This window comes from Marinomonas sp. GJ51-14 (assembly GCF_055808695.1).
The window spans coordinates 2,394,513-2,417,641 of record NZ_CM147879.1 but is presented as its reverse complement, the minus strand read 5'-3'; the positions used below and the strand labels follow the sequence as shown (position 1 = coordinate 2,417,641).

Annotated in this window: 19 protein-coding genes; 15 read left to right on the top strand and 4 right to left on the bottom strand. The window is 39.6% G+C overall.

Going from position 1 to position 23,129, the window contains the following annotated elements; all coding sequences use genetic code 11:
• Positions 1-172 precede the first annotated feature (172 nt).
• Together AC0L3Y_RS11625 and AC0L3Y_RS11620 are read left to right on the top strand one after the other, a co-directional pair.
• A complete protein-coding gene (locus AC0L3Y_RS11625) occupies positions 173-487 on the top strand; it encodes a DUF3301 domain-containing protein (RefSeq protein ID WP_473463104.1) in 315 nt (104 codons plus the stop codon).
• Between the two features lie 236 nt (positions 488-723).
• Positions 724-2,613 (top strand): methyl-accepting chemotaxis protein, encoded by a 1,890-nt coding sequence (locus AC0L3Y_RS11620; RefSeq protein WP_473463099.1) that lies wholly within the window; start codon positions 724-726, stop codon positions 2,611-2,613.
• A 174-nt stretch (positions 2,614-2,787) separates the two neighbouring features.
• On the opposite strand, the gene gltX is transcribed toward AC0L3Y_RS11620, so the two are convergent.
• The gene (gene gltX, locus AC0L3Y_RS11615; protein ID WP_473463096.1) at positions 2,788-4,269 is read right to left on the bottom strand and encodes a glutamate--tRNA ligase; all 1,482 of its coding nucleotides are present in this window, start codon (positions 4,267-4,269) and stop codon (positions 2,788-2,790) included.
• Positions 4,270-4,877: 608 nt separating this feature from the next.
• Here gltX and AC0L3Y_RS11610 point away from each other — a divergent pair.
• Positions 4,878-6,041, top strand: a complete 1,164-nt coding sequence (locus AC0L3Y_RS11610; protein ID WP_473463090.1) for a methyl-accepting chemotaxis protein — start codon at positions 4,878-4,880, stop codon at positions 6,039-6,041.
• Positions 6,042-6,138: 97 nt separating this feature from the next.
• Positions 6,139-6,873, top strand: a complete 735-nt coding sequence (locus tag AC0L3Y_RS11605; RefSeq protein ID WP_473463084.1) for a hypothetical protein — start codon at positions 6,139-6,141, stop codon at positions 6,871-6,873.
• Here the strand turns inward: AC0L3Y_RS11605 and xni are convergent.
• The gene (gene xni / locus AC0L3Y_RS11600; RefSeq protein WP_473463080.1) at positions 6,857-7,660 is read right to left on the bottom strand and encodes a flap endonuclease Xni; all 804 of its coding nucleotides are present in this window, start codon (positions 7,658-7,660) and stop codon (positions 6,857-6,859) included. The genes AC0L3Y_RS11605 and xni overlap by 17 nt on opposite strands.
• A 118-nt stretch (positions 7,661-7,778) precedes the next feature.
• On the opposite strand from xni, the gene AC0L3Y_RS11595 reads away from it, so the two are divergent.
• Positions 7,779-9,008, top strand: coding sequence for a hypothetical protein (locus AC0L3Y_RS11595; protein ID WP_473463076.1), 1,230 nt, complete (start codon positions 7,779-7,781; stop codon positions 9,006-9,008).
• 231 nt (positions 9,009-9,239) lie between these two features.
• On the top strand, positions 9,240-10,565 hold the full coding sequence (locus AC0L3Y_RS11590) for a TolC family outer membrane protein (protein WP_473463073.1): 1,326 nt from the start codon (positions 9,240-9,242) through the stop codon (positions 10,563-10,565).
• Positions 10,566-10,674: 109 nt separating this feature from the next.
• On the opposite strand, the gene AC0L3Y_RS11585 is transcribed toward AC0L3Y_RS11590, so the two are convergent.
• Positions 10,675-11,985 (bottom strand): M18 family aminopeptidase, encoded by a 1,311-nt coding sequence (locus AC0L3Y_RS11585; RefSeq protein ID WP_473463069.1) that lies wholly within the window; start codon positions 11,983-11,985, stop codon positions 10,675-10,677.
• 123 nt (positions 11,986-12,108) lie between these two features.
• Here AC0L3Y_RS11585 and AC0L3Y_RS11580 point away from each other — a divergent pair, with 123 nt between their 5' ends.
• The 5 genes from AC0L3Y_RS11580 (at position 12,109) to AC0L3Y_RS11560 (ending at position 17,528) form a co-directional block, all read left to right on the top strand.
• Positions 12,109-14,166 (top strand): carboxy terminal-processing peptidase, encoded by a 2,058-nt coding sequence (locus AC0L3Y_RS11580; RefSeq protein WP_473463063.1) that lies wholly within the window; start codon positions 12,109-12,111, stop codon positions 14,164-14,166.
• A 106-nt stretch (positions 14,167-14,272) separates the two neighbouring features.
• Complete coding sequence (gene ybfE / locus AC0L3Y_RS11575) at positions 14,273-14,563, top strand: LexA regulated protein (RefSeq protein ID WP_473463058.1); 291 nt, start codon at positions 14,273-14,275, stop codon at positions 14,561-14,563.
• Between the two features lie 128 nt (positions 14,564-14,691).
• The gene (locus AC0L3Y_RS11570) at positions 14,692-15,270 is read left to right on the top strand and encodes a thymidine kinase (RefSeq protein ID WP_473463055.1); all 579 of its coding nucleotides are present in this window, start codon (positions 14,692-14,694) and stop codon (positions 15,268-15,270) included.
• Positions 15,271-15,272: 2 nt separating this feature from the next.
• The gene (locus tag AC0L3Y_RS11565; RefSeq protein WP_473463051.1) at positions 15,273-16,169 is read left to right on the top strand and encodes a recombination-associated protein RdgC; all 897 of its coding nucleotides are present in this window, start codon (positions 15,273-15,275) and stop codon (positions 16,167-16,169) included.
• A 177-nt stretch (positions 16,170-16,346) separates the two neighbouring features.
• Positions 16,347-17,528, top strand: coding sequence for a cation diffusion facilitator family transporter (locus AC0L3Y_RS11560; protein ID WP_473463047.1), 1,182 nt, complete (start codon positions 16,347-16,349; stop codon positions 17,526-17,528).
• A 69-nt stretch (positions 17,529-17,597) separates the two neighbouring features.
• On the opposite strand, the gene AC0L3Y_RS11555 is transcribed toward AC0L3Y_RS11560, so the two are convergent.
• Complete coding sequence (locus AC0L3Y_RS11555; RefSeq protein ID WP_473463042.1) at positions 17,598-18,911, bottom strand: DNA recombination protein RmuC; 1,314 nt, start codon at positions 18,909-18,911, stop codon at positions 17,598-17,600.
• A gap of 53 nt (positions 18,912-18,964) precedes the next feature.
• On the opposite strand from AC0L3Y_RS11555, the gene AC0L3Y_RS11550 reads away from it, so the two are divergent.
• From AC0L3Y_RS11550 to AC0L3Y_RS11535, 4 genes are read left to right on the top strand one after another with little or no spacing between them, the layout of a single operon-like run.
• On the top strand, positions 18,965-19,582 hold the full coding sequence (locus tag AC0L3Y_RS11550; protein WP_473463037.1) for a YigZ family protein: 618 nt from the start codon (positions 18,965-18,967) through the stop codon (positions 19,580-19,582).
• A 59-nt stretch (positions 19,583-19,641) separates the two neighbouring features.
• Positions 19,642-20,709 (top strand): SNF2-related protein, encoded by a 1,068-nt coding sequence (locus AC0L3Y_RS11545; RefSeq protein ID WP_473463032.1) that lies wholly within the window; start codon positions 19,642-19,644, stop codon positions 20,707-20,709.
• 32 nt (positions 20,710-20,741) lie between these two features.
• Complete coding sequence (rapA, locus tag AC0L3Y_RS11540; protein ID WP_473463028.1) at positions 20,742-22,427, top strand: RNA polymerase-associated protein RapA; 1,686 nt, start codon at positions 20,742-20,744, stop codon at positions 22,425-22,427.
• 5 nt (positions 22,428-22,432) lie between these two features.
• Positions 22,433-23,128, top strand: coding sequence for an RluA family pseudouridine synthase (locus AC0L3Y_RS11535; RefSeq protein WP_473463023.1), 696 nt, complete (start codon positions 22,433-22,435; stop codon positions 23,126-23,128).
• The last annotated feature ends 1 nt before the right edge of the window (position 23,129 follow it).

Sequence of the window (23,129 nt, the reverse complement as noted above, 5' to 3'; positions counted from 1 at the left end):
GAATGCCCAAATTTAGCTTTCTTTCGATGAGATGATTATTCGACTCGCTCTACATGCGTGAAGCGCGTGGCTACCTCCCCCTTTCTCTCCTGCTTGGGGGTAGCCACGAATTTCTTTTCCTTACTCCCATCAGTTATTATGCTACAACATATTTTTTATATAGTAGGCATACATGCAAATACAACTTTCTGACATTGTTATTATTTTATTACTCGCTGTTTTTGTTTACTCCTGGTGGCGAAACACTTCCATTCGAGAGCAAGCATTAATTAATGTCAAAAAACATTGTGAGTCATTAAACCTACAATTATTAGACCAAAGCGTAGCTGGGGCAGGATGGAAACCAGTTTGGAGTCATGGGCAAATAAAAATAAAAAGAAGCTATAAGTTTGAATTCAGTTCAAGTGGGGTTGCTCGCTATCCAGGAACAATAACCTACTTAGGGTATCAGCAAATAGAATTGTGGATGAGCCCACATGATTTTTAAAACAGACTTATTTTCGATAAAAGTATATGCATGAGCTAAAATAGTGCTTAATGCCACTTTTTTGTGCTAACTGCTATTTTTTCATTTGCAAATAAGACTATAGTAGAAATAGAATGATTAAGTAAATTTTTGTAATGCCTTTGAAATTTTTCGGTAAGCAAAAAATAAGGGGTAATAATAACTAGCCCTTAAATCTATCTGTTCAATCTATAATAAAAAAGAGTACAGGATAAAATATGTTGGCAAATCTTAGTTTTCGCACAAAATTACTCTCGTTACTTATCGCAGCCATCATTGGCTTTATTGTGGTAACAGCCGTTGCTCTTCAAGGCTTGAACGTTCAAGAGACTTCCTCATCTAAATTCGAACGATTAACAAAAGTAGATAAAGACCTAGCATCTCTTGTTATCACCTTAATGGAAGAGTACGAAACACTATCAAGTGTTGATGATGGTTCCTATGATACTTTTATAAATTCATTTAATACCAACCATGATAACTTCATGGTTATGCTGCAAGAAGACATGGACCTTCTTCAAGATCCAGAAGCGAAAGATAATATTAACAATGTAACCACATCACTTGTTAATTACAGTGACGCTTTAGAAGCACTCGTTAACCAAAGAAAAAAGGTTGGTTTTAATGGTTCTTCTGGCCTTAAAAAAGGAGTCGCTACTTTAGGTGAAACTGTCACTGAAGAAATTTCTTTTTTGAGCCTAGTTAAACAAGAGTTCTTACCTGTACGTGAAGCTGAACAAGCACTGATCTTCGAGCCAACCGAAGCTAATAAAGAAGTCTTCGCAGAACGTTTTGCGAAATTTGATAAACGAGTAGAAGATTTCGGCTTGAAAGAACGTTTTGGTGCGAACATCATTTCTTATTACGACGCTGTTCAAAACTTTAATAAAGAAAATCAACAATTAAGCAATTTACAAACTTTATTCTCTACTCAACGAGAGAATTTCAACAACACTCGATTGATTGCTGTTGAATATATGCAAAAAGCTGTACTAGACGCTCGCGAACAAGCATCATCAAGCTCACAACAGGCAAGTATCAGTTTAATCATTGTTAGTATCGTTGTTGCTGTTCTTGCATCTATCATGATGGCAAGTATCGGCAAAAGTGTTAGCAATACGCTTAATCAAATCATCAAAGATCTTGGTAAAGTAAAAGGTGGTGATTTAACTGCACGTTTATATGTAAACGATAAACGTAATGATGAATTTGATTCCTTATGTGGTTCTGTCAACGAAATGACGAACGGACTTGGCTCTGTTATTGGCGATGTTGTGAACACTACACAAGGTGTCAACAATATGGTTACTGAGCTAAACACTTCAGTAACGAATATTGCGGAAAGTAACCGTTCAGTAAGCCAACAAACCAGTTCATTAGCTGCAGCAACAGAAGAAATATCAACCACTATCTCTAGTATTTCTATTACTACTGCCGATTTAAGTAGCCAATCTCAAAATACCTATGAATCAGCAAAAGTGGGTGCAGAAACAATCAAAGGAGCACTTTCTAACCTAACCAGCACTATCAGCGTGGTGAACAAAACAAGTACTCAGTTAAATGAGCTAGGTCAGCTATCGAAAGACATAGATAACGTTATCGGTATGATCAATGACTTGGCAAACCAAACCAACCTTCTTGCTCTTAACGCTGCAATTGAGGCGGCACGAGCTGGCGAAGCAGGCCGAGGTTTCTCCGTAGTTGCCGATGAAGTACGCTCTCTTGCTGAGAAAACAGTTGATGCTACAGCAAAAATCACTGACATAGTTGGCACTATTCAGTCATCAACACAAAATGCCATTGAGACAATGCACAGTGGTCAAGAAAGCCTACATGCAATTGAAGAGTTCAGCGAAAAAGCAGAAGTAGCGATTCTAGAAATAGAACAAAACGCACAAACAAGCTCTGCATCCTCTATTGATATGGCAAGGTCGATTAAAGAAGTTGAGAAAACAGCGATTCATATGAGTGAAGAAATGGATAAAATTGCTCAGCAATTACAACGAGACAATAGCAATATCAATAGCATTGAAGGCAATACTCGTGATATTCATGATCAAGTAAGCAGTTTGAATAAGAAAACCAGTGTTTTCACTACTCAGTCTTAAGTTCATTAATTAAAGGTTTGTATTGAAAATATATACCATCTTTATATGAAAAAAATAATGGACTTATACTGAAAAATGACAATAAAAAACCGGCCTTCTAAAGCCGGTTTTTTATTGTCTAATAACTCGCTAAAGGATTTACTTACATACAGTTATTGAGAGAGAAAGACATACCTATAATGTTGCAAATTCTTTTTCCCAACGCTTCGCTTCTTTCTTAGATGGCCCACCCAACACATTCACCGCTGTACGCATACGAGCGCGGGAAATATCAGAGCCTAAAATAGCCATAGAGTCGAATACAGAAACCGATGCTGTTGTGCCTGAAATGGCAACAAACAAAGGAGCAAAAAAGTCTTTCGGCTTAATTTCTAGTGTTTGCGCTAGGGCTTTCATTTCATTGAATATTTCGTCTTTTTCCCATTTATTCAATGCTTCTAAACGCCATAAGGCAAACTGCATAGCTTTACGAAGGGTTTCCTCTTCCATTTTAACAGAAGCGAAATCTTCTTTCGTAATAGGTAACATGCCTTTTAAGAAAAATCCTGCAACGTCTGCAACGTCTGAGAAAGTTTCAACACGAGGAATAATCAACGGCAGAATCTTCATTAAATATTCAGGGTTCAATGCCCATTCAACATATTTTTGCGCAAAAGTTTCTGGTGTCAAATTCTCACGAATCCACATACCGTTTAACCAGCTCAATTTTTCTACATCAAAAACAGGCCCCCCCAATGACACCCGTTGAATATCAAAATGCTCAATCATTTCATCTAGCGAGAATTTTTCACGCTCATCCGGCATAGACCAGCCCATGCGGCCTAAATAGTTAATGACGGATTCAGCCATGTAACCCATGCGCTGGTAGTACAAAATACTGGTCGGATTTTTACGTTTTGATAACTTAGATTTATCAGGATTACGCAACAGAGGCATATGACACAAGGTTGGCATATCCCAACCAAAATATTGATACAACAAAATATGTTTAGGCGCTGAGTTGATCCATTCCTCGCCACGAATAACATGGGTGATTTTCATCAAGTGATCATCTACCACATTCGCTAGGTGGTAAGTTGGCATGCCGTCAGCTTTCAACAAGACTTGCATATCGACTTGAGTCCAATCAATCTCGATTGTGCCACGTAACATGTCCTGAACAACACAGGTACCTTCTTCAGGAATTTTCATGCGAATGACATAAGGAATCCCAGCATCTAACTTTGCCTGAACTTCATCTGCAGTCAAAGTTAATGCACGACCATCGTATTTTTGTGGTAAGCCTTGTTCTTTTTGCTCAATACGCATTTGGTCCAACTCTTCTGTTGTTTCAAATGCATAAAACGCGTGACCTTTATTAACCAATTCCAACGCATATTGACCGTAAATATCACCTCGCTCGCTTTGGCGATAAGGACCATATTCACCACCAACATCTGGGCCTTCTGCCCAATCAAGCCCCAACCAGCGTAAAGCATCTAGAATCATTTTTTCAGATTCTGGCGTACTACGGGTTTGATCAGTATCTTCAATACGTAAAATAAATTTACCACCCATTTTACGTGCAAACGCCATATTAAATAATGCGATGTAAGCCGTGCCAACATGTGGATCACCTGTTGGTGATGGAGCAATACGTGTTCTTACCTCTGACATAAATATCTCATTTATCCGTTGTCTTAAAATACCGACATTATAAGCCTCTCGTGGCTTGTGAGTAAGAGGCTCAATAAATATTTTCTTTATAAACCAATATTTTCATATGCCATATAGACAAAACAGTTGCACCAAAAAAGGTCAGGAATAATAAAAAAGATCGCTTTAAATCAAAAAAATATTAACAAACTCAAGATTGGACATTGAAAATAATGCTAAAACGGAAAATAAACAGTCATGGAACCGATAAATAATATTTTTCATAGCATTTGTTTTTTGGCGTTTTTCTTGCAAGAAAGATAAAAGCCTTAATACTCATTTTGTATTAACAGCGCTGTTAGCCAATGTCGGCTAATCTCATTAATGGCAACGTCGCCCACTACTGTATTGTGCAGTGGTATCTGATTAGGTTTCTTGTAATTGGAAAACCTCAGAAGGCGCTTGTCTGTCTGTATTTTACTTCTAATTCAATGATTTGATTCAGTTCTAACCAGCAAGTAGTGGCGACAAATATAAAGCGAAAAAGTGTTATGTTTTTCCATTAAAACCTTTTGCACTAGCGCAGAAAATGGATTCAAAATACTGATCAATCATTAGAAGGAATCGTTATGCTACTAACTCCAGGCGCTATTTTAATAGCCGCACTGCCTTATTATGCACGCTTGTTGATTGTTTTATTACTGGGCTCAATCACGATTTTAGCTATTTTCATCCCATACATTTTTATAGAAGCAAATATTGTGATTCTATTAACAACATGCTTGTTAGTTTATTTCGCAATGTCTTCTAGTGAACTGACACGATTACGTATCAAAGAGCTCACCCAACACCTAAGTAATTTCAAACATAGTGATGTCGTCAACCTATCTTACAACGACACTGAGTTCAATAAACTGGCTCAACATATCAATACCCTATTACGCACCCTTAATCGAAAAGAACACCTACTACAGAGCTGTTCACAAGAAACTCGATACACAGCCACAGAACTTCAAAACTCCTCTAATGTCGTTGCCAATGGCGCTCAAGAAGAACATCTTGCATTAAATGCTCTCGTTATAAGCAGTCAAGAAATGGCAATCACAATTGAAAGTATTCTCACCAGAATCAATTCGACATCAACAATGGCCAACCAAACTCGACAACAATCAGAACAAGGTCAAATTGCACTGGAAGAGTTAAAACAACAAGTCCATCTAATACAATCCACGGTTGCCCATAATCAGATACAAATGACACAACTAATAAAGACAGCACAAGACATTAGCGAATTTGTCACCACGATCGAACAAATTACTTCACAGATTAATTTGCTTTCATTAAATGCCTCCATCGAAGCTGCAAGAGCTGGTGATGCAGGTAGAGGTTTTGCCGTTGTTGCAAACGAGGTCAGACTATTGGCCGAGAACACAGAAAATGCGGCCCAGGATATTGGTCGTTTAGTCACCTCAATTGCCTCTGAAGTAAACACATCGGAACAAACCAGTTTGAAATTAATTGAGCTTGCCACCAGCGCAGCAACAGGTTCGGATACTGCAGCAGCATCTTTGATATCTATTCATGATGCGGCACAATCAACACAAAAAGAAATAACGCATTCAACCCAACTCATCACTGAATTTGGTGTTGCTAATACAAAAATGGGGGAACGATTACAGAACATTGCTGTGGTAAGTGAACAGCACAGCCAAGCCAGTAAAGACACAAAAGACATGGTCAAATACATGGAATGGCTTTCTTCTCGATTAGAGCAAAAGGAGACAGAAGTATGATATTAACAAGCCTTTTTTCCTTACCTGCCTAACTATTATCTTAATGGCTGTAGGTCGACAAATATGGTCCAAGAAAGCTTCTAAAGAACGCACATTAATGGGCGTTTCTGGAATTACGGTGTTTATTGAGTTAATTAAGCTGACTCAACAACATAGAGGCATGCATTCAGGTTTTCTTAACGGGAAATTAGAATTTGAAAGTAAGTTGCCAGCATTAGAATCAAGTATAAATTCGCTTTATTCTAATCTGCTATCCTTTGAGAAAAACCATGCCTACCCACCATCCCTCAGTGCATATTATCCATTTAAACAATGGCAACGCTTAACCGCAAATAATGAGATAACTAGTGCAGAAAGCTTTCAATTACACTCAGGCCTTATTGCCCGTCAACTTGATGCAGTATGGGACATGTCCGATGAATTCTCGTTAACATCCAATCATCATGAATACATACGAAACTCGGCACAACAACTAGTCAAAACCTTACCTGAACTGGCTGAAGCATTAGGTCAAATTCGAGCACTTTCTGTACAAGTCGCAGCAAAGCAGGAAATGAGTGCCGACAAGAAATTACAACTTTTATTTACTCTCGGAAAAATAAAAGATCATCATAAAAATCTCACATCACCGCTACCTAGAGCAGCAGACAGACGACTAACAATGTTTATTAAAGAAATAAAACAAAGTGTTAAGGATTCGACATTATGCCAACAAGATCCAGACTCGATTTTTCGAGAAGCCACACATGTCATAGACGAGGTATTCCTATTTATCTTATCTGGATTTGATGATTTAAAAACCACCATAAAAAAGGTTAAGGTTCTGCTTTAGCTATACTTGGGTTCACATACGACAGCTGTGAAAGGCGGATACCAATATCAACATCTGTTTTCAGTGCAACTAACGATCGAGACTTTACGCATTGCTCATAACCATCAGCTAAAAGCTTCTGAGTACGCTCAGGGAAAGAAGACAAATTATTATAAATGTCTTCTATGGTTGAAAAGGTATTAATAATACTGAGTGCGGTTTTAGGTCCAATGCCTTTAACACCGGGAATACGGTTAGTGGTATCACCTACCAAAGCCCAATAATCCGTTAGCTGATGCGGTTCAACACCATACTTACCGGGCACCCAGATTTTATCGTAGCCTAACCGAGCAAAATAATCGTATTGAAGAATATGGTCATCACTTAGTAACTGAGTGAACCCTTTGTCAGTAGAAATAATGTAAGAGGTAATATTATGTTGAGCAGCCTTCACCGCAAGCGTAGCAATAAGGTCATCAGCTTCCCAACCGTCCAAACGTAAACAAGGTAAGTTGTTGAAACGAAAAATTTTAGCGAATTCAGGTAAAGACTCTAGAAGTTTATCATCCATAGGTACGCGACCTAATTTATATTCAGGGTAAACTTCATGTCGCCATGTCTTTCCATTGGAATCAAATACAACTACGGCATAAGTAGGATCAAACTGATGTGTCAGCTTTGCCAATGCATCAATTGAAATACTTTGTGTCCGCTCAACTCGACGATCTAAGTCTTTTTCTGATTCAAGCGCAGCATAAAGACGTCGAATCAAATTTAAACCGTCAATAATGAGTAATTTTTTATCCACTCCAAACCCTTATTTTTACTAGATTAATCTGCTACTGCATTAAATTATTAGGGTACCATGTGTAATCCCCTATCACGACTACTTGTGTGATTGAATATAAATAAAAAGGACTCTACTTATGAAAACAATGAATTCATTTTTTTGCGTTAGTATTCTTTTAGGCGCAACCTCTTCATCTATCTTTGCGGCACCGATAAATGCGGTAATTGGATTAAGTAATAGCCAAATAGTTGAAAGTGGAAAACAAATTAGTCTTGTACCTAATTCTGGAACATTACTCCCTCTTCAAGACAACTTCCTGCCTATTAGTAACTTACAGAGTGCAACTAATAAAAATTGGTTTGATGAAATTGGTCAAAAAGTTAGAGTCGAGCACAAACAGCGAGATTTAAGTTACACAGGTGTTTTAAAAAGCATAGAAAATGATGAGCACACCTTCTTAATTTCAATCAATAAGAGATTAGCCTCTTTACCTTTGAATGATTTCTACCTTATTCCCCTAGAAAAAGACTCCAACGCAGAAACAACTACGATTCCTTACCAAATTAGTTATCAAACGAGTCAACTGTCATGGACCCCACAACTCAGTTTAATATTCGATAACAACCAAGTATCACTTTCACAACACGCTATATTGCATAACAGCTCAAGCTCCGTCATAGAGATTCAAAACAGCTTACTGCATTATTCACGAACAGCAGCACCACAAACATTCAAAGCAGAACGCAGCTTAATGGCGATGGATGCAGCAAAACAAGCTGTTGAATATCAGGATAATGAAATAAGCTACCCCCTTGATGGCCCAATACTATCGATCGCCCCTTACTCGAATACCCTTTATGCACTACCAAGCAGTCGAAGTATGATAGACAGTAAGGTCCAAGCAGGCTCACTTTACACCCACAACAACAGCACAGGAAAAATAGATGTTATCTTTTATAACAAACTAGGATTTACTCTGGAACAAGACGGGCTCCCAGGGGAATACAAAACATTTTGGAAAAGAGATAATCTACTCATTCCAGGGAATTCAGTGTCCCTGAATATGATGAGAGCAAATAATTCAGTAGAAGTTATCACAAATAAAAGCCAAGACATCACAGGCTATATCACGTTAATTGAATCGTCATCTAAAAAACTCCCTAGCATTCAAACTTGGGAAGCCACCATTCAAAATCATTCAAATCAAGAGCAGAATTATTCGATTGAGCAAAATACAAATGCCATTGTAAAAGTCTTAGAAAAAAATAATGTCACTCAATTGAATGCAAATAACATAGAAATTTCAGGAAAAATAAAAGCCAACTCGAAAAAAACTATCACTTATAAAATTGAATTGAAAAACTGACACAAAACATTGATACAAAAAAAGAATGGAAAAATAGTCTTACAAAACAAAAAGGATAAAATGTAGATAAATTACTGTTGCATTAATTTTCCACATTGTAAGGCTATTTAAAGTATTTCATTATGATATTGTCAACAGTCATAATAGATATAGCAAGAATGGCACTGCCGTAAGAGAAATACTTGAGGTACTATTATAACTATATTTCATACTACGAGCCCACAGAGATCTATGAAAAAGCATATTATATCATCATTAATGGCCACCGTTGTCCTAAGCAATGCGCCCCTTCATGCAGAAAGCATTTACGAAGTTTACAAACTTGCCAAGCAAAATGACCCAGGTTTAAGAGCGGCTGCAGCAACTTACAAAGCACAAAAAGAAAGTGTAAATGTCACCAAAGGCAGCTTATACCCTAGCATCAGTTTTAGTGGTGAGCTGGGTTATGATGATGTAGGTAGTCCTTCTGCCGACTATGACAATGTATCAAATACTTTGGCTCTTTCTTTGAACTATCCAATTTATTCTCCAGCATTGGGTTACGCGGTTGATGCGGTAGAACTAAATTTTGATAGTGCCGGGATTGCTTTTGAGAACTCAGAAGAAGATTTAGTTCTCACTACATTAAATGAATATTTCAATTTATTGATTGCCCAATCTACATTACAAACAACCGAGGCATTGGTAAAAAGTACAGCAAGTCAGCTTGATCGTGCTAAAAAACAATATGAAGTGGGTCTAGCATCTATTACTGACCTACAAGATGCACAAGCGGAATATGACTCTGTTCGAGTAACAGAGCTAAGTGCTCGATCTGCCGTATCGGTTGCTCAAAACGCACTTCATCAAAGAACAGGTAAAAATTTAAGCCGCATTCCTGAATTAGCAAAAGATTATCCAATCCGTCTAGATCCAGGAATGACAGTTGATTCCTTGATAACTAAAGCACGTCGCGATAACAAAGAACTACGTATATTAAACCTTTCCGTTGCCAGCGCAGAAAATAATATCGACATTCAAAAAGCCAATGGTCGTACGCCAACTGTTGCTATTACAGGATCATTGTCCCGTGTTGATAATGACTATACGACAACTTCAACATCTTATTATGACGGTGTGACAAATTCCGCCTCTGTTGCGTTAGGCGTTAGCATTCCACTTTACAGTGGTGGTTCAATTAATGCATCTGTACGTCAGGCTTCTGCTCAAGCTGAATCAGCAATTGAACAAAGATCAAGTTCTCTACAAGCTATTGAGTTGAACATTCGCAGCCTTTACTTAGATCTACAAACATCCGTTGCACAAATAGAAGCACAGCAACAGCTTATTCGCTCTAGAACTAGCGCACTAGAAGCAACAAAAGCAGGATACGATGTGGGCACTCGTAACCTTGTAGAATTACTAGATGCACAATCCAATCTTTACAATGCTCAAAATACTTATGAGCAGTATCGATACAATTTTGTATTGAAGAAACTTAGTTTGTTAGAAGTAACAGGTGATCTAACAGAAGATAAGATCAAAGAGTTAGATAAATGGTTGGTGGCTAAAAAATAACCAACATTTCTTTATTGACATAAAAAATCAATACCTAAAAAAACCGTAAAACAAAATTATTTGTTTTACGGTTTTTTTGTGCTTATTAACAGATCAATAACCAGCCTACTTAACGAGTGATTAATATTTCACGCTGAGTAAATCTCACCAACACTTTATACAAACCATAAGCGTCACGACTGCCGGCTAACTCTCGAATCGAGTGCATTCCAAACGTTGGTAAACCTATATCGATAGTCGGAACACCAATTTCACCAGACGTAATAGGTCCAATTGTACTACCACATGCCATATCACTGCGTACAACAAAGCATTGCACCTCATAACCTTCTTCTGCAGCAAGATCACGATAAATGCTAGCCGTCTCACTATTTGTCGCATAACGCTGATTCGCATTCACTTTGATAACAGCACCTTTGTTGATCGCAGGTGCATGATTCTTATCATGTTTTGCCGCGTAATTCGGATGCAGGGCATGAGCATTGTCGGCTGACACCAACATAGAGCGCTGCATGGCTTGTACATATTGCTCTGGATTCGGTGTTATACGGCGCAATACATCTTCTAAAAATGGGCCATTTGCACCACATGTCGACAAGCTGCCAATTTCTTCATGATCGGTACAGACTAATAAACTAGGGCGAGCATCAACTTGATCATCCTTTGAGTTCATAATTGCTTGTAAGCCAACAAAACAACTTAGTAAATTATCTAAACGAGCCGAACAAATATACTCTTTATGCAAACCAACCAATGCAGCCGGCTGAGTATCATACAAGCTCAATTCGAAATCTAAAATCGTTTCAATTGATAAATCAGCATACTGTGTTTGAAGCTGAGTTTTTAATAACTCATGTAAATCAAATTCGTTTTCTGCACCGCATAAAATAGGTAGAATTTCTTCTTGAGGATTTACAGAAAAACCTTCATTTGCAGTTCGGTTCAAATGAATTGCCAAATTTGGCACAACAGCAATAGGATCTTTGAAATCTACTAAACGGCTGACAATGTTTCCGTCTGTTGTTTTTAATGTAATGCGCCCCGCAATCGATAAATCTCGGTCTAACCAAGTATGCAGTAAAACACCACCATACACTTCCACACCTAACTGGTGATAACCAAAGCGATCCACTTGAGCATTCGGTTTCAATTTTAAACATGGGCTGTCAGTATGGGCGCCAACCATGCGCCAACCCATTTGACTAATATTAAGCTGAGGTGTAGTGAAAGCGATTAAAGATGACTCATTTCGCGTCACAAAATACTTACCACCTTTGTCAAGAACCCAATTATCTTCTTCTAATAACTCAATGAAACCCTTTGCTACCAAAGCGCTGCGCATACTGGCTGTCGCATGGAAAGGTGTAGGAGATGATTGAAGAAATGACAAAAGTGAGTCATTAAAATTTGAATATTCCATAATTTCCTATAAGCACAATGCTGTAAAAAAGTGACTTTTTAACACTTTGGCTAGCCTTCCAGCCCAGTGTCTAATATGATTTTACTAATGACGTATTAAATAGACTGAGAGAACCCCTACTGGATGAACTATAAACGCCTTTTACTTTGCCTCTTAACCGGCTACACATTCTCTGTAACTCCTGCGTTTGCTTATCAGGAATTACAGCCTCCTCATGAATACGACAAAGTATCAAAAGAATTGGTCGAGATGCTTGAAGGCATTCATTATAACAGACCACAGATTGGGGACACCATTTCTGCACAAGCCTTTGATCATTATATTGACGCCCTAGACCCCACAAAGAGTTTCTTCTTAAAAAATGACATTGAAAATCTGTCTAAATACAGAAACAGTTTCGATGACGCTCTAAGAAACGGTGACACACAAGTTGCCTATACTATCTATAACCTTTATCTAGAGCGTTTTGAAAAGCGCTTATCCAACATCCAAGAGCATCTACCAGAGATGATCAAAGGATTTGATTACGAAATTGACGAAACGCTTAATGCTGACCCTGATGAGCAGAAATGGGCAACCTCTGAGGCTCAACTAGATGACTACTGGCGTAAGCGTATTAAAAATCACGCATTGGTGCTTAAATTAAATGGTGAAGACGAAGAAAAAATCATCTCAACCATTGAACGCCGTTATAAAAATCAACTAAAGCAAGTTGATCAAACGAACGCCATTGATGTGTTCCAAACGTTTGCCAATGCTATTACCGCTGCATTAGACCCACATACAAGCTACTTTGCTCCTCGTGCGTCCGAAACCTTCAATATAAATATGAGCCTATCATTAGAAGGTATTGGCGCTGTATTGCAAATGGATGACGACTACACAAAAGTAGTTCGCCTAGTCCCTGGTGGTCCAGCGGCAACTCAAAGTGAACTATCCCCTAATGATAGAATTATTGCGGTTGGTCAAGAAGGCGAACCCATGGTTGATGTCGTTGGTATGCGTCTTGATGATGTCGTTGACATGATTCGTGGCGAACGAGATACCACGGTTGTTCTAGAAATCACACCAAGTAAAGGTGATACACAAACGAGCAAAAAAATTAGCATTGTTCGTAAAAAAGTGAAATTAGAAGATCAATCGGCCAAAAAAGAAATTGTCGAAGTAGAACGTGATGGTGAAACTTACAAAGTAGGTGTTATTACACTACCAACCTTCTATTCTGATTTCGAAGCAATCCAAGCTGGTGATAAAAACTATAAGAGTTCAACACGAGACACGAGAAAACTGATTGAAGAACTTGGTAAAGAAGACATCGTAGCCTTGATTCTTGATCTAAGAAACAACGGTGGAGGCTCACTTCAAGAAGCCAATGCGCTTGCAGGGTTATTCATTCCATCAGGACCAACTGTTCAAATACGTGATCAAAGTGGTCGTGTAACACCATTAGGCGATTCGGATCCAAGTATCACTTACAGCGGCCCAATGGCAGTATTAATTAACCGTATGAGTGCATCAGCATCTGAAATCGTCGCTGGCGCCCTACAGGATTACGGTCGAGCTCTTATCCTTGGTGATCAGTCATTCGGTAAAGGCACTGTTCAAGTACTACAAGAACTAGATAAAGGCCAACTGAAAGCTACCCAAGCTAAGTTTTATCGAATTTCAGGTGAAAGCACACAACATAAAGGTGTTATGCCTGATATCGCCTTCCCTTCTATTATAGATAAAGAAACGGTTGGTGAAAGTGCATTAGATAACCCTCTACCTTGGGATAAAATTCATGAAACACGCTACCCAGTTTACTGGAACATTCCAGCTTACCTACCTATTCTAGAACCCCGTCATGAAGCGAGAATGGCAGCAAACCCGAATTTCGTTGCTATCAATGACCAAATTGAAGAGTTTAAAGAACAGGTAGAAACCTATAAAACACTGTCACTCAAAGAAAGTACTCGAATAAAACAAAGAGAAGACGCTAAAATAAGGGAACTGGAACGGGAAAATACTCGTCGTGAAGCACTTGGTTTAGAGTTACTTACTTCTGTTGATGATATAGAAGCTGTAGAAGAAGATACGTACGCGAAAGAAGCCTCAGAAATACTGTTAGACTTTATCGCAACGAATCAAATGGCGGAAAAACAAGCACAGCAACAAGCAAAGATTACAGCAAAAAAATAACCACATATAAGCCTTAGTGAAAAATCACTACAGTAACGAAAAGCCGTCTTATACGGCTTTTCGTTTTATTAAACTTTTATTTTCACCTACACGAATAAATAACCCTATGGCAAAAGCGTCATCCGATCGGAATACAATCGACTTATTTGGTAAATCTCCGGGCCGACCTCGCTCTAAAATATTGACGAGAAAAGATCAGCTAAAAATCAATAAGCGCCTTCAACGAGAAAAAGAAAAAGCATTAGGATTAAAACGCTTAGAGCTGGTCATCGACCAAGAAACTATAGCTAAGCTAGATCAACTTTGCGAAGCTCAAGGCATAAAACGCTCGGAGTGGCTAACACTTACTATTAATAACAGTTTAGAAAAAAACAAGGTAAACAAATCTAAAAAATAGAGTGGCCTATCAATGTAAAACATTAGTCATGCTTACTCCCCCTAACCTATTAAAAAAAACCACTTCTAATACTGATTTGATATACTACCCAGCTCATTTATCAAGCAACGTACATAAACAGACTTTATATGGCCAAACTGTATTTTTATTACTCTGCAATGAACGCGGGAAAATCAACGGTTCTATTGCAATCAGCCCATAACTACAAAGAACGTGGAATGCGGGTTTTACTGCTGACAGCGTTAATAGATGATCGTTTTGAATCAGGTAAAATTGCTTCTAGAATTGGCATTTCCGCTGAGGCAAGCCTATTTGATAAAAATACAAACCTTATGCAGTTAATAAAAGAAGAAACAGACGCTCAGAAATTAAACTGTATATTAATTGATGAAGCTCAATTTTTAACTAAAGAGCAAGTATACGATTTATCCGAAGTAGTGGATAAATTGCACATCCCTGTTTTAGCGTTTGGTATACGTACTGACTTTAAAGGTGAGTTATTTGAAGGGAGCAAATCATTATTAGCTTGGTCTGATAAATTAATAGAATTAAAAACCGTCTGTCATTGTGGTAGCAAAGCCACTATGGTCATTCGACTTAATGAGCAAGGAATTCCCGTTAAGGAAGGTGCACAGGTAGAAATAGGCGGTAACGATCGCTATCTATCCGTTTGCCGTAAACACTTTAAAGAAGCTGTGAGAGACTAATTATGTGGTTCAAGAATGCCCAAATATTTCAACTAAAAGACACAGAATCACTCGATACGAATGAATTAATCAATAAAATACCTGAATTTCCACTAAAGGAATGTGGCTCACAGGAAGAGTTTTCTTTCGGTTGGTTACCTCTTATTCGTAACAGCGAACAATGGAGTCTAGCAAGTGATCACTGTTTGCTTTTTCGTGCCGGTAAAGAAGAAAAGGTTTTACCCTCCGCGGTTGTTCGTGAAGAACTAGAAAATAAAGTGGCTGAAATCGAACTCATCGAAGGACGTAAAGTTGGCCGTAAAGAACAAGCCGACATGAAAGATGAATTAGTTTTCACACTTAGACCTAAGGCATTTTCAAAGCGCACAGATATTTGGGCGTACATTGATCTAAAAGCAAAAATATTAGTTCTTAACAGCACTAATGCCGCCATGACAGAGTTATTATTCAAGCACCTACAAACCACATTAGGTAGCTTCCCAATGACACCGTTACAAGCACAAGTTGCTCCATCCTCCTTAATGACTGATTGGTTGGTGAAAAACGAAGTGCCTGCCAGTCTAGAAACAGGTGATGAATGTGAAATTCAAGACTCTTCAGAAGACAAGGCCACTATTCGATTTAAAGCGTTAGAACCTTTATCAGAAGACGTAACACGCCATCTAGAACAAGGCATGGCGGTGAAAAACCTTGCACTTCGCTGGACGGACAAATTGAGCTTCGTACTCCATGATGATTTAACACTACGTAAAATCAAATTCGATGATGCCTTAAAAGAAGCGGCCTTCAATGAATCTCAAGGCGGTGGTTTGTCAGATATGGACGCCAACTTCTCATTAATGTCATTAACTATGAGAGAGTTCTTTTCTTCTTACTGCTTATGGTTCGAAATCAACTAAGCAATTTCTTGCCCAAGCTTTTCCACAGATATCGTGGATAAGCTTGGGGAGAACATCCCTAAGCCAATAAAGATGGCAATGCACTAAAAAGCAACCTATTATTTTCTAAAATACTTAACTTTAAGCACCACAACTCAAACAATCTAATAGAACAAAGCATCATTTCTGAGTGAATAAATGTCAAAACTTAAGCAAGAACAAGACGTAGCAAAGCGAGTAACCCTTGTCGGTGCTATTTGGGATGCCATTTTAGGATTTGCTAAAATTTTTGCAGGTTACTTTTCACAATCTCAAGCACTAATGGCTGATGGTATTCACTCATTATCCGATTTAGTAACCGATGTATTTGTGTATTTCGCCTCAGCGAACTCTCGCCAAGGTCCTGACGAAAACCACCCTTATGGTCATCTCCGTTTTGAAACCCTCACTACCGTCTTTCTAGGCATGGTATTGATCATTGTTGCCCTTGGTATTGCTTATGAGTCCATTGACGCGCAAGCGGAAGGCATACAAGCCCAATTTACCTGGTACGGTTTAGTCGCTCTTTTACTCACAATTATCGTTAAAGAAGCCATATTTCACTATACAAAAAAAGCAGGTGATCAAATTGGCAGTAAAATGCTGATCGCCAATGCATGGCACAGTCGCAGCGACGCCCTGTCTTCCATTGCTGTTCTTATTGGATTGATCGGTGTTTATTTTGGTTATGCTTGGGCTGATATGATTGCATCCATAGTGGTTGCTTTATTAATCGGTAAAATGGCCATAAGTATGGTTTGGGAAAATCTTGCCGAATTAGTAGATACCGCCCCTGACCCAAAATTGATTGCACAAATCAAAGAAACAGCAAATAGTTTAAAGCACGTCATGGCACCTCATGATGTGAGAGCCAGATCCATGGCTGGAAAAATCTATCTCGATATGCACATCCATGTACCCAGTCACGCTAGTGTCAGCGAGGGTCATTATCTTGGGGATTTAGTCGCTTATACAATTAAGCAAGCACACCCTCAAGTTGAAGATGTGATGGTGCATATAGACACAGATGAAAAAATTCAAACGGACAGCTTTATTCATGAGCCAACATCAGAGAAACCACCACAACTCAAACTGCCAGCGCGCCACCAAATACTGGCAGACTTAGGCTTCTTACTACGCCAACACACCGCCTATGTAGATATTCCAAACACCAGATTGCATTATCTGAATAACCACTTAAACCTAGAAATCATCGCACAGTCTGAAAAAACACCAGAAGGCGTAGATTTAAAACGACTAACTGCTGGTATTCTATTGGATTTACAAAACGCTAATTATATCCACAAAGCCACAGTGCTCTGGAATTTTGATCCCAGCTAAGAAATACTTTGCGGTTCTAATAAGAAAGAAGCAACTGCAACCAAATCTGGAGAAAACACTTAATGACAATTAATCTCTAGATTCATCAGTGAGTGCATCATCGTTCAAGTATTCCACAGGTAAAGCCTTACTGGTTTTAGCCCCCATAAGCTTTAGTTTCTCAGCCCGTGACACAAGGTTTCCACGCCCTACGGTAAGCTTTTTCAAAGCAGAATCATGACTGCGTCCTACGGCTTCCAATTTACTACCAATGTCATCCATGTCTTGCACAAAACCAGAAAACTTATCGTACATGGCGCCCGCTTGACGAGCTATTTCAATGGCATTTTGACTCTGTTTTTCATTGCGCCAGATATTTTGAATCGTTCTCAAGGTTGCCAATAAATTAGACGGTCCAACAATAATAATGTTGTGTTCAAATGCTTCGCTAAATAAACCGTTGTCACCCTGTAAAGCAAGACCAAACGCAGCTTCAATTGGAATAAATAAAAGCACAAAATCCAATGACGTCACGCCGGGTAAATCATGATAAGACTTCGAACTTAAATCTTTCATATGACGGCGGATTGCATCTAAATGCGACTTCAACGCTCGACTTCTATCTTCATCCGTTTCAGCTTCCATATAAGAAAGATAGCTAATCAGGACCATTTTCGAATCGACAATAATTTGCTTACCTTCAGGAAGATGAATCACCACATCAGGTTGTAAGCGACGACCCTCTTCAGTTTGATAAGAAGTTTGAACTTGGTACTCTCGGCCTTTTTCTAATCCAGAGCGCTCTAGAATTCGCTCTAAAATCACCTCGCCCCAACCGCCTTGTAACTTATTTTGACCTTTCAAAGCATGAGTCAAACTGGCAGCATCATCACTGATTTTCTGATTAAGCTGTTGTAAACCTTTAATCTCTTTGACCAGAGAAAAACGCTCACGTGCTTCTTCTTGATAGCTCTTCTCGACACTCTCTTGGAACTTCTGAATCTGTGATCCTAAAGGAGTTAGCAAGGTTCCAAGCTGGCGCTCATTTTCTTTCGCTAACTGTTGACCTTGTTGGCTCATGATTTCATGGGCTAATTGCTTAAACTCTGTCTCATTTTGTTTTTTTTGTTCACGGTAAAAAGCTTCTTTTTCCTGCCAAACACTTTGCGCCGCAGCGAATTGTTGCTCTAAAGTCAGAGACTCTTTTTCCAAATAATGAATCTGATCTTTCGATTGTTCCAAAAGACGCTGTAATTCCTCATTTTGTTGCTGCATTTTTTCCTCTGTACGCTGCCACTGGCGACGCATAGCCTGTACAATAGCGGCAGCAATGCTAGAAATAAGAATCGTGCCGATACAAAAGCCCGATAACACCAAAACTGATTGTGAAAGCCAATCTGCCATATAAATTAAAACTCGCTATTTTTATAGAGAAAACAACCGTTAAGCAAGTTTACATGGATTACTACCTAAGCCCAACACACACACAACGCTTTGATCTAGAAATCAAAAACAGCCAGTTCCTTACAACGGTAAGCCGAACCAAAGGCCGTGTTGCGGCAAAAGCATTCATTGATGAGATAAAACAACGTTATCCCGATGCAAATCACCATTGCTGGGCTTTCGTTGCTGGCGCTCCAAACAACGCTCATTTGTGGGATCAAAGCGATGATGGAGAACCAAAAGGCACCGCTGGAAAACCCATGTTAAATGTATTACAACATTCGGATTTTGGAGAGACGACAGTTGTCGTAACCCGTTTCTTCGGTGGTATAAAACTTGGCGCTGGCGGCTTAGTAAGGGCTTATAGCCAAGCAGTACAAGAAGCCCTTTCACAAACTATTTATGAAAGTGTTTACCCGCGCAGCCCAGTTCAGCTAAAAATCACCTATCCTTTATTAGGTAAAGTTGAATATTGGCTAGAACAAAGTGACATAGAAATAACCAACAAAACATACAGCGACAGCATCGTTATTGATCTTGCTGTCATTGAACGTACTTGGCCTAAACAAAAAGTCATATTGACTGACTTGTGCCAAGGTAGCTTAACTTTAATTGAATCGGACAAAGCATAATCATGTATCAAACTGGACAAAGATGGAGTAGCCGCAACGAGCCTGATCTCGGCGTAGGCATGATAGTAGACAAACAAAACAAATCTTTTACCTTACACTTCCCCGATGCAGAAACCGATCGTTTATATTCACACGACCAAACCAGTCTTGTTCGTCGGACACTGACCGTCGGCGATCAACTTCATTTTCAAGGTGAAACCTTTACTGTTTTAGAAGTTGAAGATGTGGATGACCTTATTGAATATCGTATTAGCGATGAAGATGATTGGTTAGAAGAATCTTTGATTCAATTCCCTCGTAATGACAAAAACGAGCTAGATTCCTTATTGGCTTTGTCTCCTGCTCGACGCATGTGGTTCGATCTCCGCCGCCACACACTTGAGCATCAAGCCGAAAATGCGGCATCGCAGGTTCGTGGTTTAATGGGGTTAAAAGCCGAGCTTTTACCTCACCAAATATATCTCGCACATGAAATCGCCAATCGCCCAAAAGCACGCGCACTGTTATGTGACGAAGTAGGTATGGGGAAAACGTTAGAAGCCGGTTTAATTTTGCATCAACGCCTGTTAAATGGCTTGTGTAAGCGTGTTTTGATTTTGACACCAACCAACTTACAACATCAATGGCTTGTTGAAATGCTACGCCGTTTCCATCAGCCTTTTTCATTGATTAATGAATCAGTATACGAAGACTTTATCGATGGTGATGATAACCCATTCGAACAACAGCCTTTCGTAATTGCACCAATCGATTGGGCAAGCCAACACCCAAAAGCGACTCAGCATATGCTGGATTCAGAATGGGATATGGTTATTGTTGATGAAGCACATCATCTCGCTTGGCACCCTGAAACACCAAGTATTGGCTATCAAGTTGTAGCTCGTTTAGCAGCACAAACAGAATCGCTTTTATTATTGAGTGCCACACCAGAACAAACCGGCGAACGAGAACACTTCTCTCGCTTGCAGCTTCTAGATGCGGATCATTACCACGACTTTGATCGCTACTTGGCTCAACAACAAGAATTTAAACAAGCAGCTGAGTTAGCTGAAGCCTTGTTGCCTTTTTCACAAGAAGGCGATACTTCTGCCCCCTTAATTGGCCAGAAGTATTTGCTCGCTATTTAGATGAAGTAAAAGCTAAAGATTGGTTTGTTGCCTTGACTAATGACAGTAGCACAAAAGACAGTAACAAAGACCGCATACAAGCAGCTCAAGAGGCCATTAGTTGGTTGATTGACCGTCATGGTACAGGACGTGAAATGTTCCGTAATACACGTGCTGCAGTTGGTGGTTTTCCCGATCGTTATTTACATTCTTACCCATTGGAAAATAATGAGTTTTTTGCTTCTGCAAGCCATCATGTGCAACCAGAAACAGAAGTTGCTGATGGCTTATGGGAAAAAGATCCTCGCTGGTTATGGCTAAAAGAATTCTTAGAATGTCAGGCAGACAAAGTTCTGGTTATTTGTCACACCGCCGACATGGCACAATGGCTAAATGACCAGTTAACCTTTGCAGGTTTCCAAAGTGCTGACTTCCATGAACAAATGCCATTGATTCACCGTGACAGAGCCGCTGCCTATTTTGCTGATGATGACGGTGCACAGATCTTGGTCTGTTCAGAAATAGGTAGTGAAGGTCGAAATTTTCAGTTTAGCCATCATATCGTCATGTACGATTTACCTGAACATCCAGACTTATTAGAGCAACGAATTGGTCGACTGGATCGCCTTGGACAACTGAACGATGTCCAAATCCATGTACCTTTTATCAAAAAAAGTGTTCAAGAACGTTTGTTCCATTGGTATCACCACGCACTAAATGCCTTCTGTCGCACCACAGGTTCAGGAGATAAAGTGGAAGAAGCATTCGGCGACAGTTTACATGCTTACCTTCACGGTCAAGACGACGATACAGATTTACTCAACGAAGCTCGTATCTACCACGAAGCCCTATTGAAGAAGATGGAACAAGGCCGCAACCGCTTACTTGAAATGAGTTCATGCCGTCCAGAAAAAGCGCAAGACTTAATCGAACAGATCAATCATCAAGCAACAAAAGGTCTGCACCATTACATAGAGCAAGTAACTCACGCTTTCAATATTTACGCAGAATGCATGGATGACACACCAGAAAAAGCCGCATGGTTCTTACGCCCTTCTACTGACATGATGCTAGAGGCGTTGCCTGGGATTGAAGAAGAAGGCAAAATGTTAATGCTGGACCGCCGCCAAGCCAGCCAACGGGAGAATGTCGCCTTCGCTACATGGGAGCATCCGCTTATCACCATGCTAATGGATGAGGTGCAAGGTTTTGACTCTGGCAAGCTGACCTCAGCTATTCTACCAATTGCTGCGCTTCCAGAAGGTACGGTATTGGTCGAAAGTATGTTTGTTATCGAAGCGACAGCACATCCACGCTTAAAATTAGCCCAATCATTACCTATGACACCAATGTGGCAGTTGTCAGATTCCAACGGCAAATTTCTTCATCAGCAATTTACCGCAGATAAATGGGCAGAAAAACTTAAAGGTGTACCAAACCGAGTAGCAGAACAATGGGTCGCAGCATTGCGCAAGAACCTGATTGAAGTCCTGCAAACTCATCAGCTAAATGCCCAGGATCAAGCTCGTCCGATTGTTCATGAAGCAAAAACCTCTTATCAACATCGCTGTCAAAATGAAATCGATCGCTTGGTTGAATTGAAATCATTCAACAATGCTATTCGTGACGAGGATATTCAATTATTGGAAAACAACATGCAGGAAGGCTTGGTTCGAATTGATGAACATCAAATTCGTCTCGATGCGATTCGCATCATTTTAACAACCAAGCCGGAATAGTCTCCGTGCTAGATGAGCAAGCTCTCCTGAATAAGGCAAAACAGGCTAGCGTGAGCGGACTGACTAATTTAGTCGGGCAAGCCACGCTAGAGATTCTCTATGAAGACGACTGGTTTGCCGTAATCAACAAACCAGCCAATTGCTTATCTGTGCCCGGACGTGGCCCAGAGAAGATTGATTCGATCCTACATAGAGCTGAATGCTTATTTGGGGAAGCGTTTGCCATACATCGTCTTGATGAAGCAACATCTGGTTTAATTCTTGTCGCGAAAACCCATGAATGCCAAAAACGCATGTATGCGCATTTTCGTGAACGGGAAGTCAAAAAGGAATACCGCGCCCTATTGCGCGGTCACCTTTTAGGGGAAAAAGGCGAAGTAAGAAAGCCATTACGATGCGATTGGCCTAACCGTCCAAGACAGATAGTTTGTACCGACGAATGGAGCAAAGACTCCATCACCTTATGGGAAAAAATTAACTACGAGGGCAACACAACTCGAATTCGACTCATACCTTTCACAGGGCGCTCCCACCAACTTCGTGTTCACATGCAAAGCCTTGGTCACGGTATCATCGGTGACGAGTTCTACGATGATCAATACACCGGCGAACCACGACTTTTACTCCACGCCTACCGACTGGAGTTTCGTCATCCTTTCACTAAAGCTTGGCTCGCCTTCGTTGCACCTTGCCCTTTTTAAT

What these genes read in the sequence shown, in the direction of transcription:
- AC0L3Y_RS11610 (WP_473463090.1), top strand. Translation starts at nt 4,878, where the DNA reads ATGCTACTAACTCCAGGCGCTATTTTAATAGCCGCACTGCCTTATTAT.
- AC0L3Y_RS11605 (WP_473463084.1), top strand. Translation starts at nt 6,139, where the DNA reads ATGGGCGTTTCTGGAATTACGGTGTTTATTGAGTTAATTAAGCTGACT.
- ybfE (WP_473463058.1), top strand. Translation starts at nt 14,273, where the DNA reads ATGGCAAAAGCGTCATCCGATCGGAATACAATCGACTTATTTGGTAAA.
- AC0L3Y_RS11555 (WP_473463042.1), bottom strand. Translation starts at nt 18,911, where the DNA reads ATGGCAGATTGGCTTTCACAATCAGTTTTGGTGTTATCGGGCTTTTGT.
- AC0L3Y_RS11620 (WP_473463099.1), top strand. Translation starts at nt 724, where the DNA reads ATGTTGGCAAATCTTAGTTTTCGCACAAAATTACTCTCGTTACTTATC.
- AC0L3Y_RS11590 (WP_473463073.1), top strand. Translation starts at nt 9,240, where the DNA reads ATGAAAAAGCATATTATATCATCATTAATGGCCACCGTTGTCCTAAGC.
- AC0L3Y_RS11625 (WP_473463104.1), top strand. Translation starts at nt 173, where the DNA reads ATGCAAATACAACTTTCTGACATTGTTATTATTTTATTACTCGCTGTT.
- AC0L3Y_RS11565 (WP_473463051.1), top strand. Translation starts at nt 15,273, where the DNA reads ATGTGGTTCAAGAATGCCCAAATATTTCAACTAAAAGACACAGAATCA.
- AC0L3Y_RS11545 (WP_473463032.1), top strand. Translation starts at nt 19,642, where the DNA reads ATGATAGTAGACAAACAAAACAAATCTTTTACCTTACACTTCCCCGAT.
- AC0L3Y_RS11560 (WP_473463047.1), top strand. Translation starts at nt 16,347, where the DNA reads ATGTCAAAACTTAAGCAAGAACAAGACGTAGCAAAGCGAGTAACCCTT.
- AC0L3Y_RS11550 (WP_473463037.1), top strand. Translation starts at nt 18,965, where the DNA reads ATGGATTACTACCTAAGCCCAACACACACACAACGCTTTGATCTAGAA.
- AC0L3Y_RS11595 (WP_473463076.1), top strand. Translation starts at nt 7,779, where the DNA reads ATGAAAACAATGAATTCATTTTTTTGCGTTAGTATTCTTTTAGGCGCA.
- AC0L3Y_RS11570 (WP_473463055.1), top strand. Translation starts at nt 14,692, where the DNA reads ATGGCCAAACTGTATTTTTATTACTCTGCAATGAACGCGGGAAAATCA.
- AC0L3Y_RS11580 (WP_473463063.1), top strand. Translation starts at nt 12,109, where the DNA reads ATGAACTATAAACGCCTTTTACTTTGCCTCTTAACCGGCTACACATTC.
- gltX (WP_473463096.1), bottom strand. Translation starts at nt 4,269, where the DNA reads ATGTCAGAGGTAAGAACACGTATTGCTCCATCACCAACAGGTGATCCA.
- AC0L3Y_RS11585 (WP_473463069.1), bottom strand. Translation starts at nt 11,985, where the DNA reads ATGGAATATTCAAATTTTAATGACTCACTTTTGTCATTTCTTCAATCA.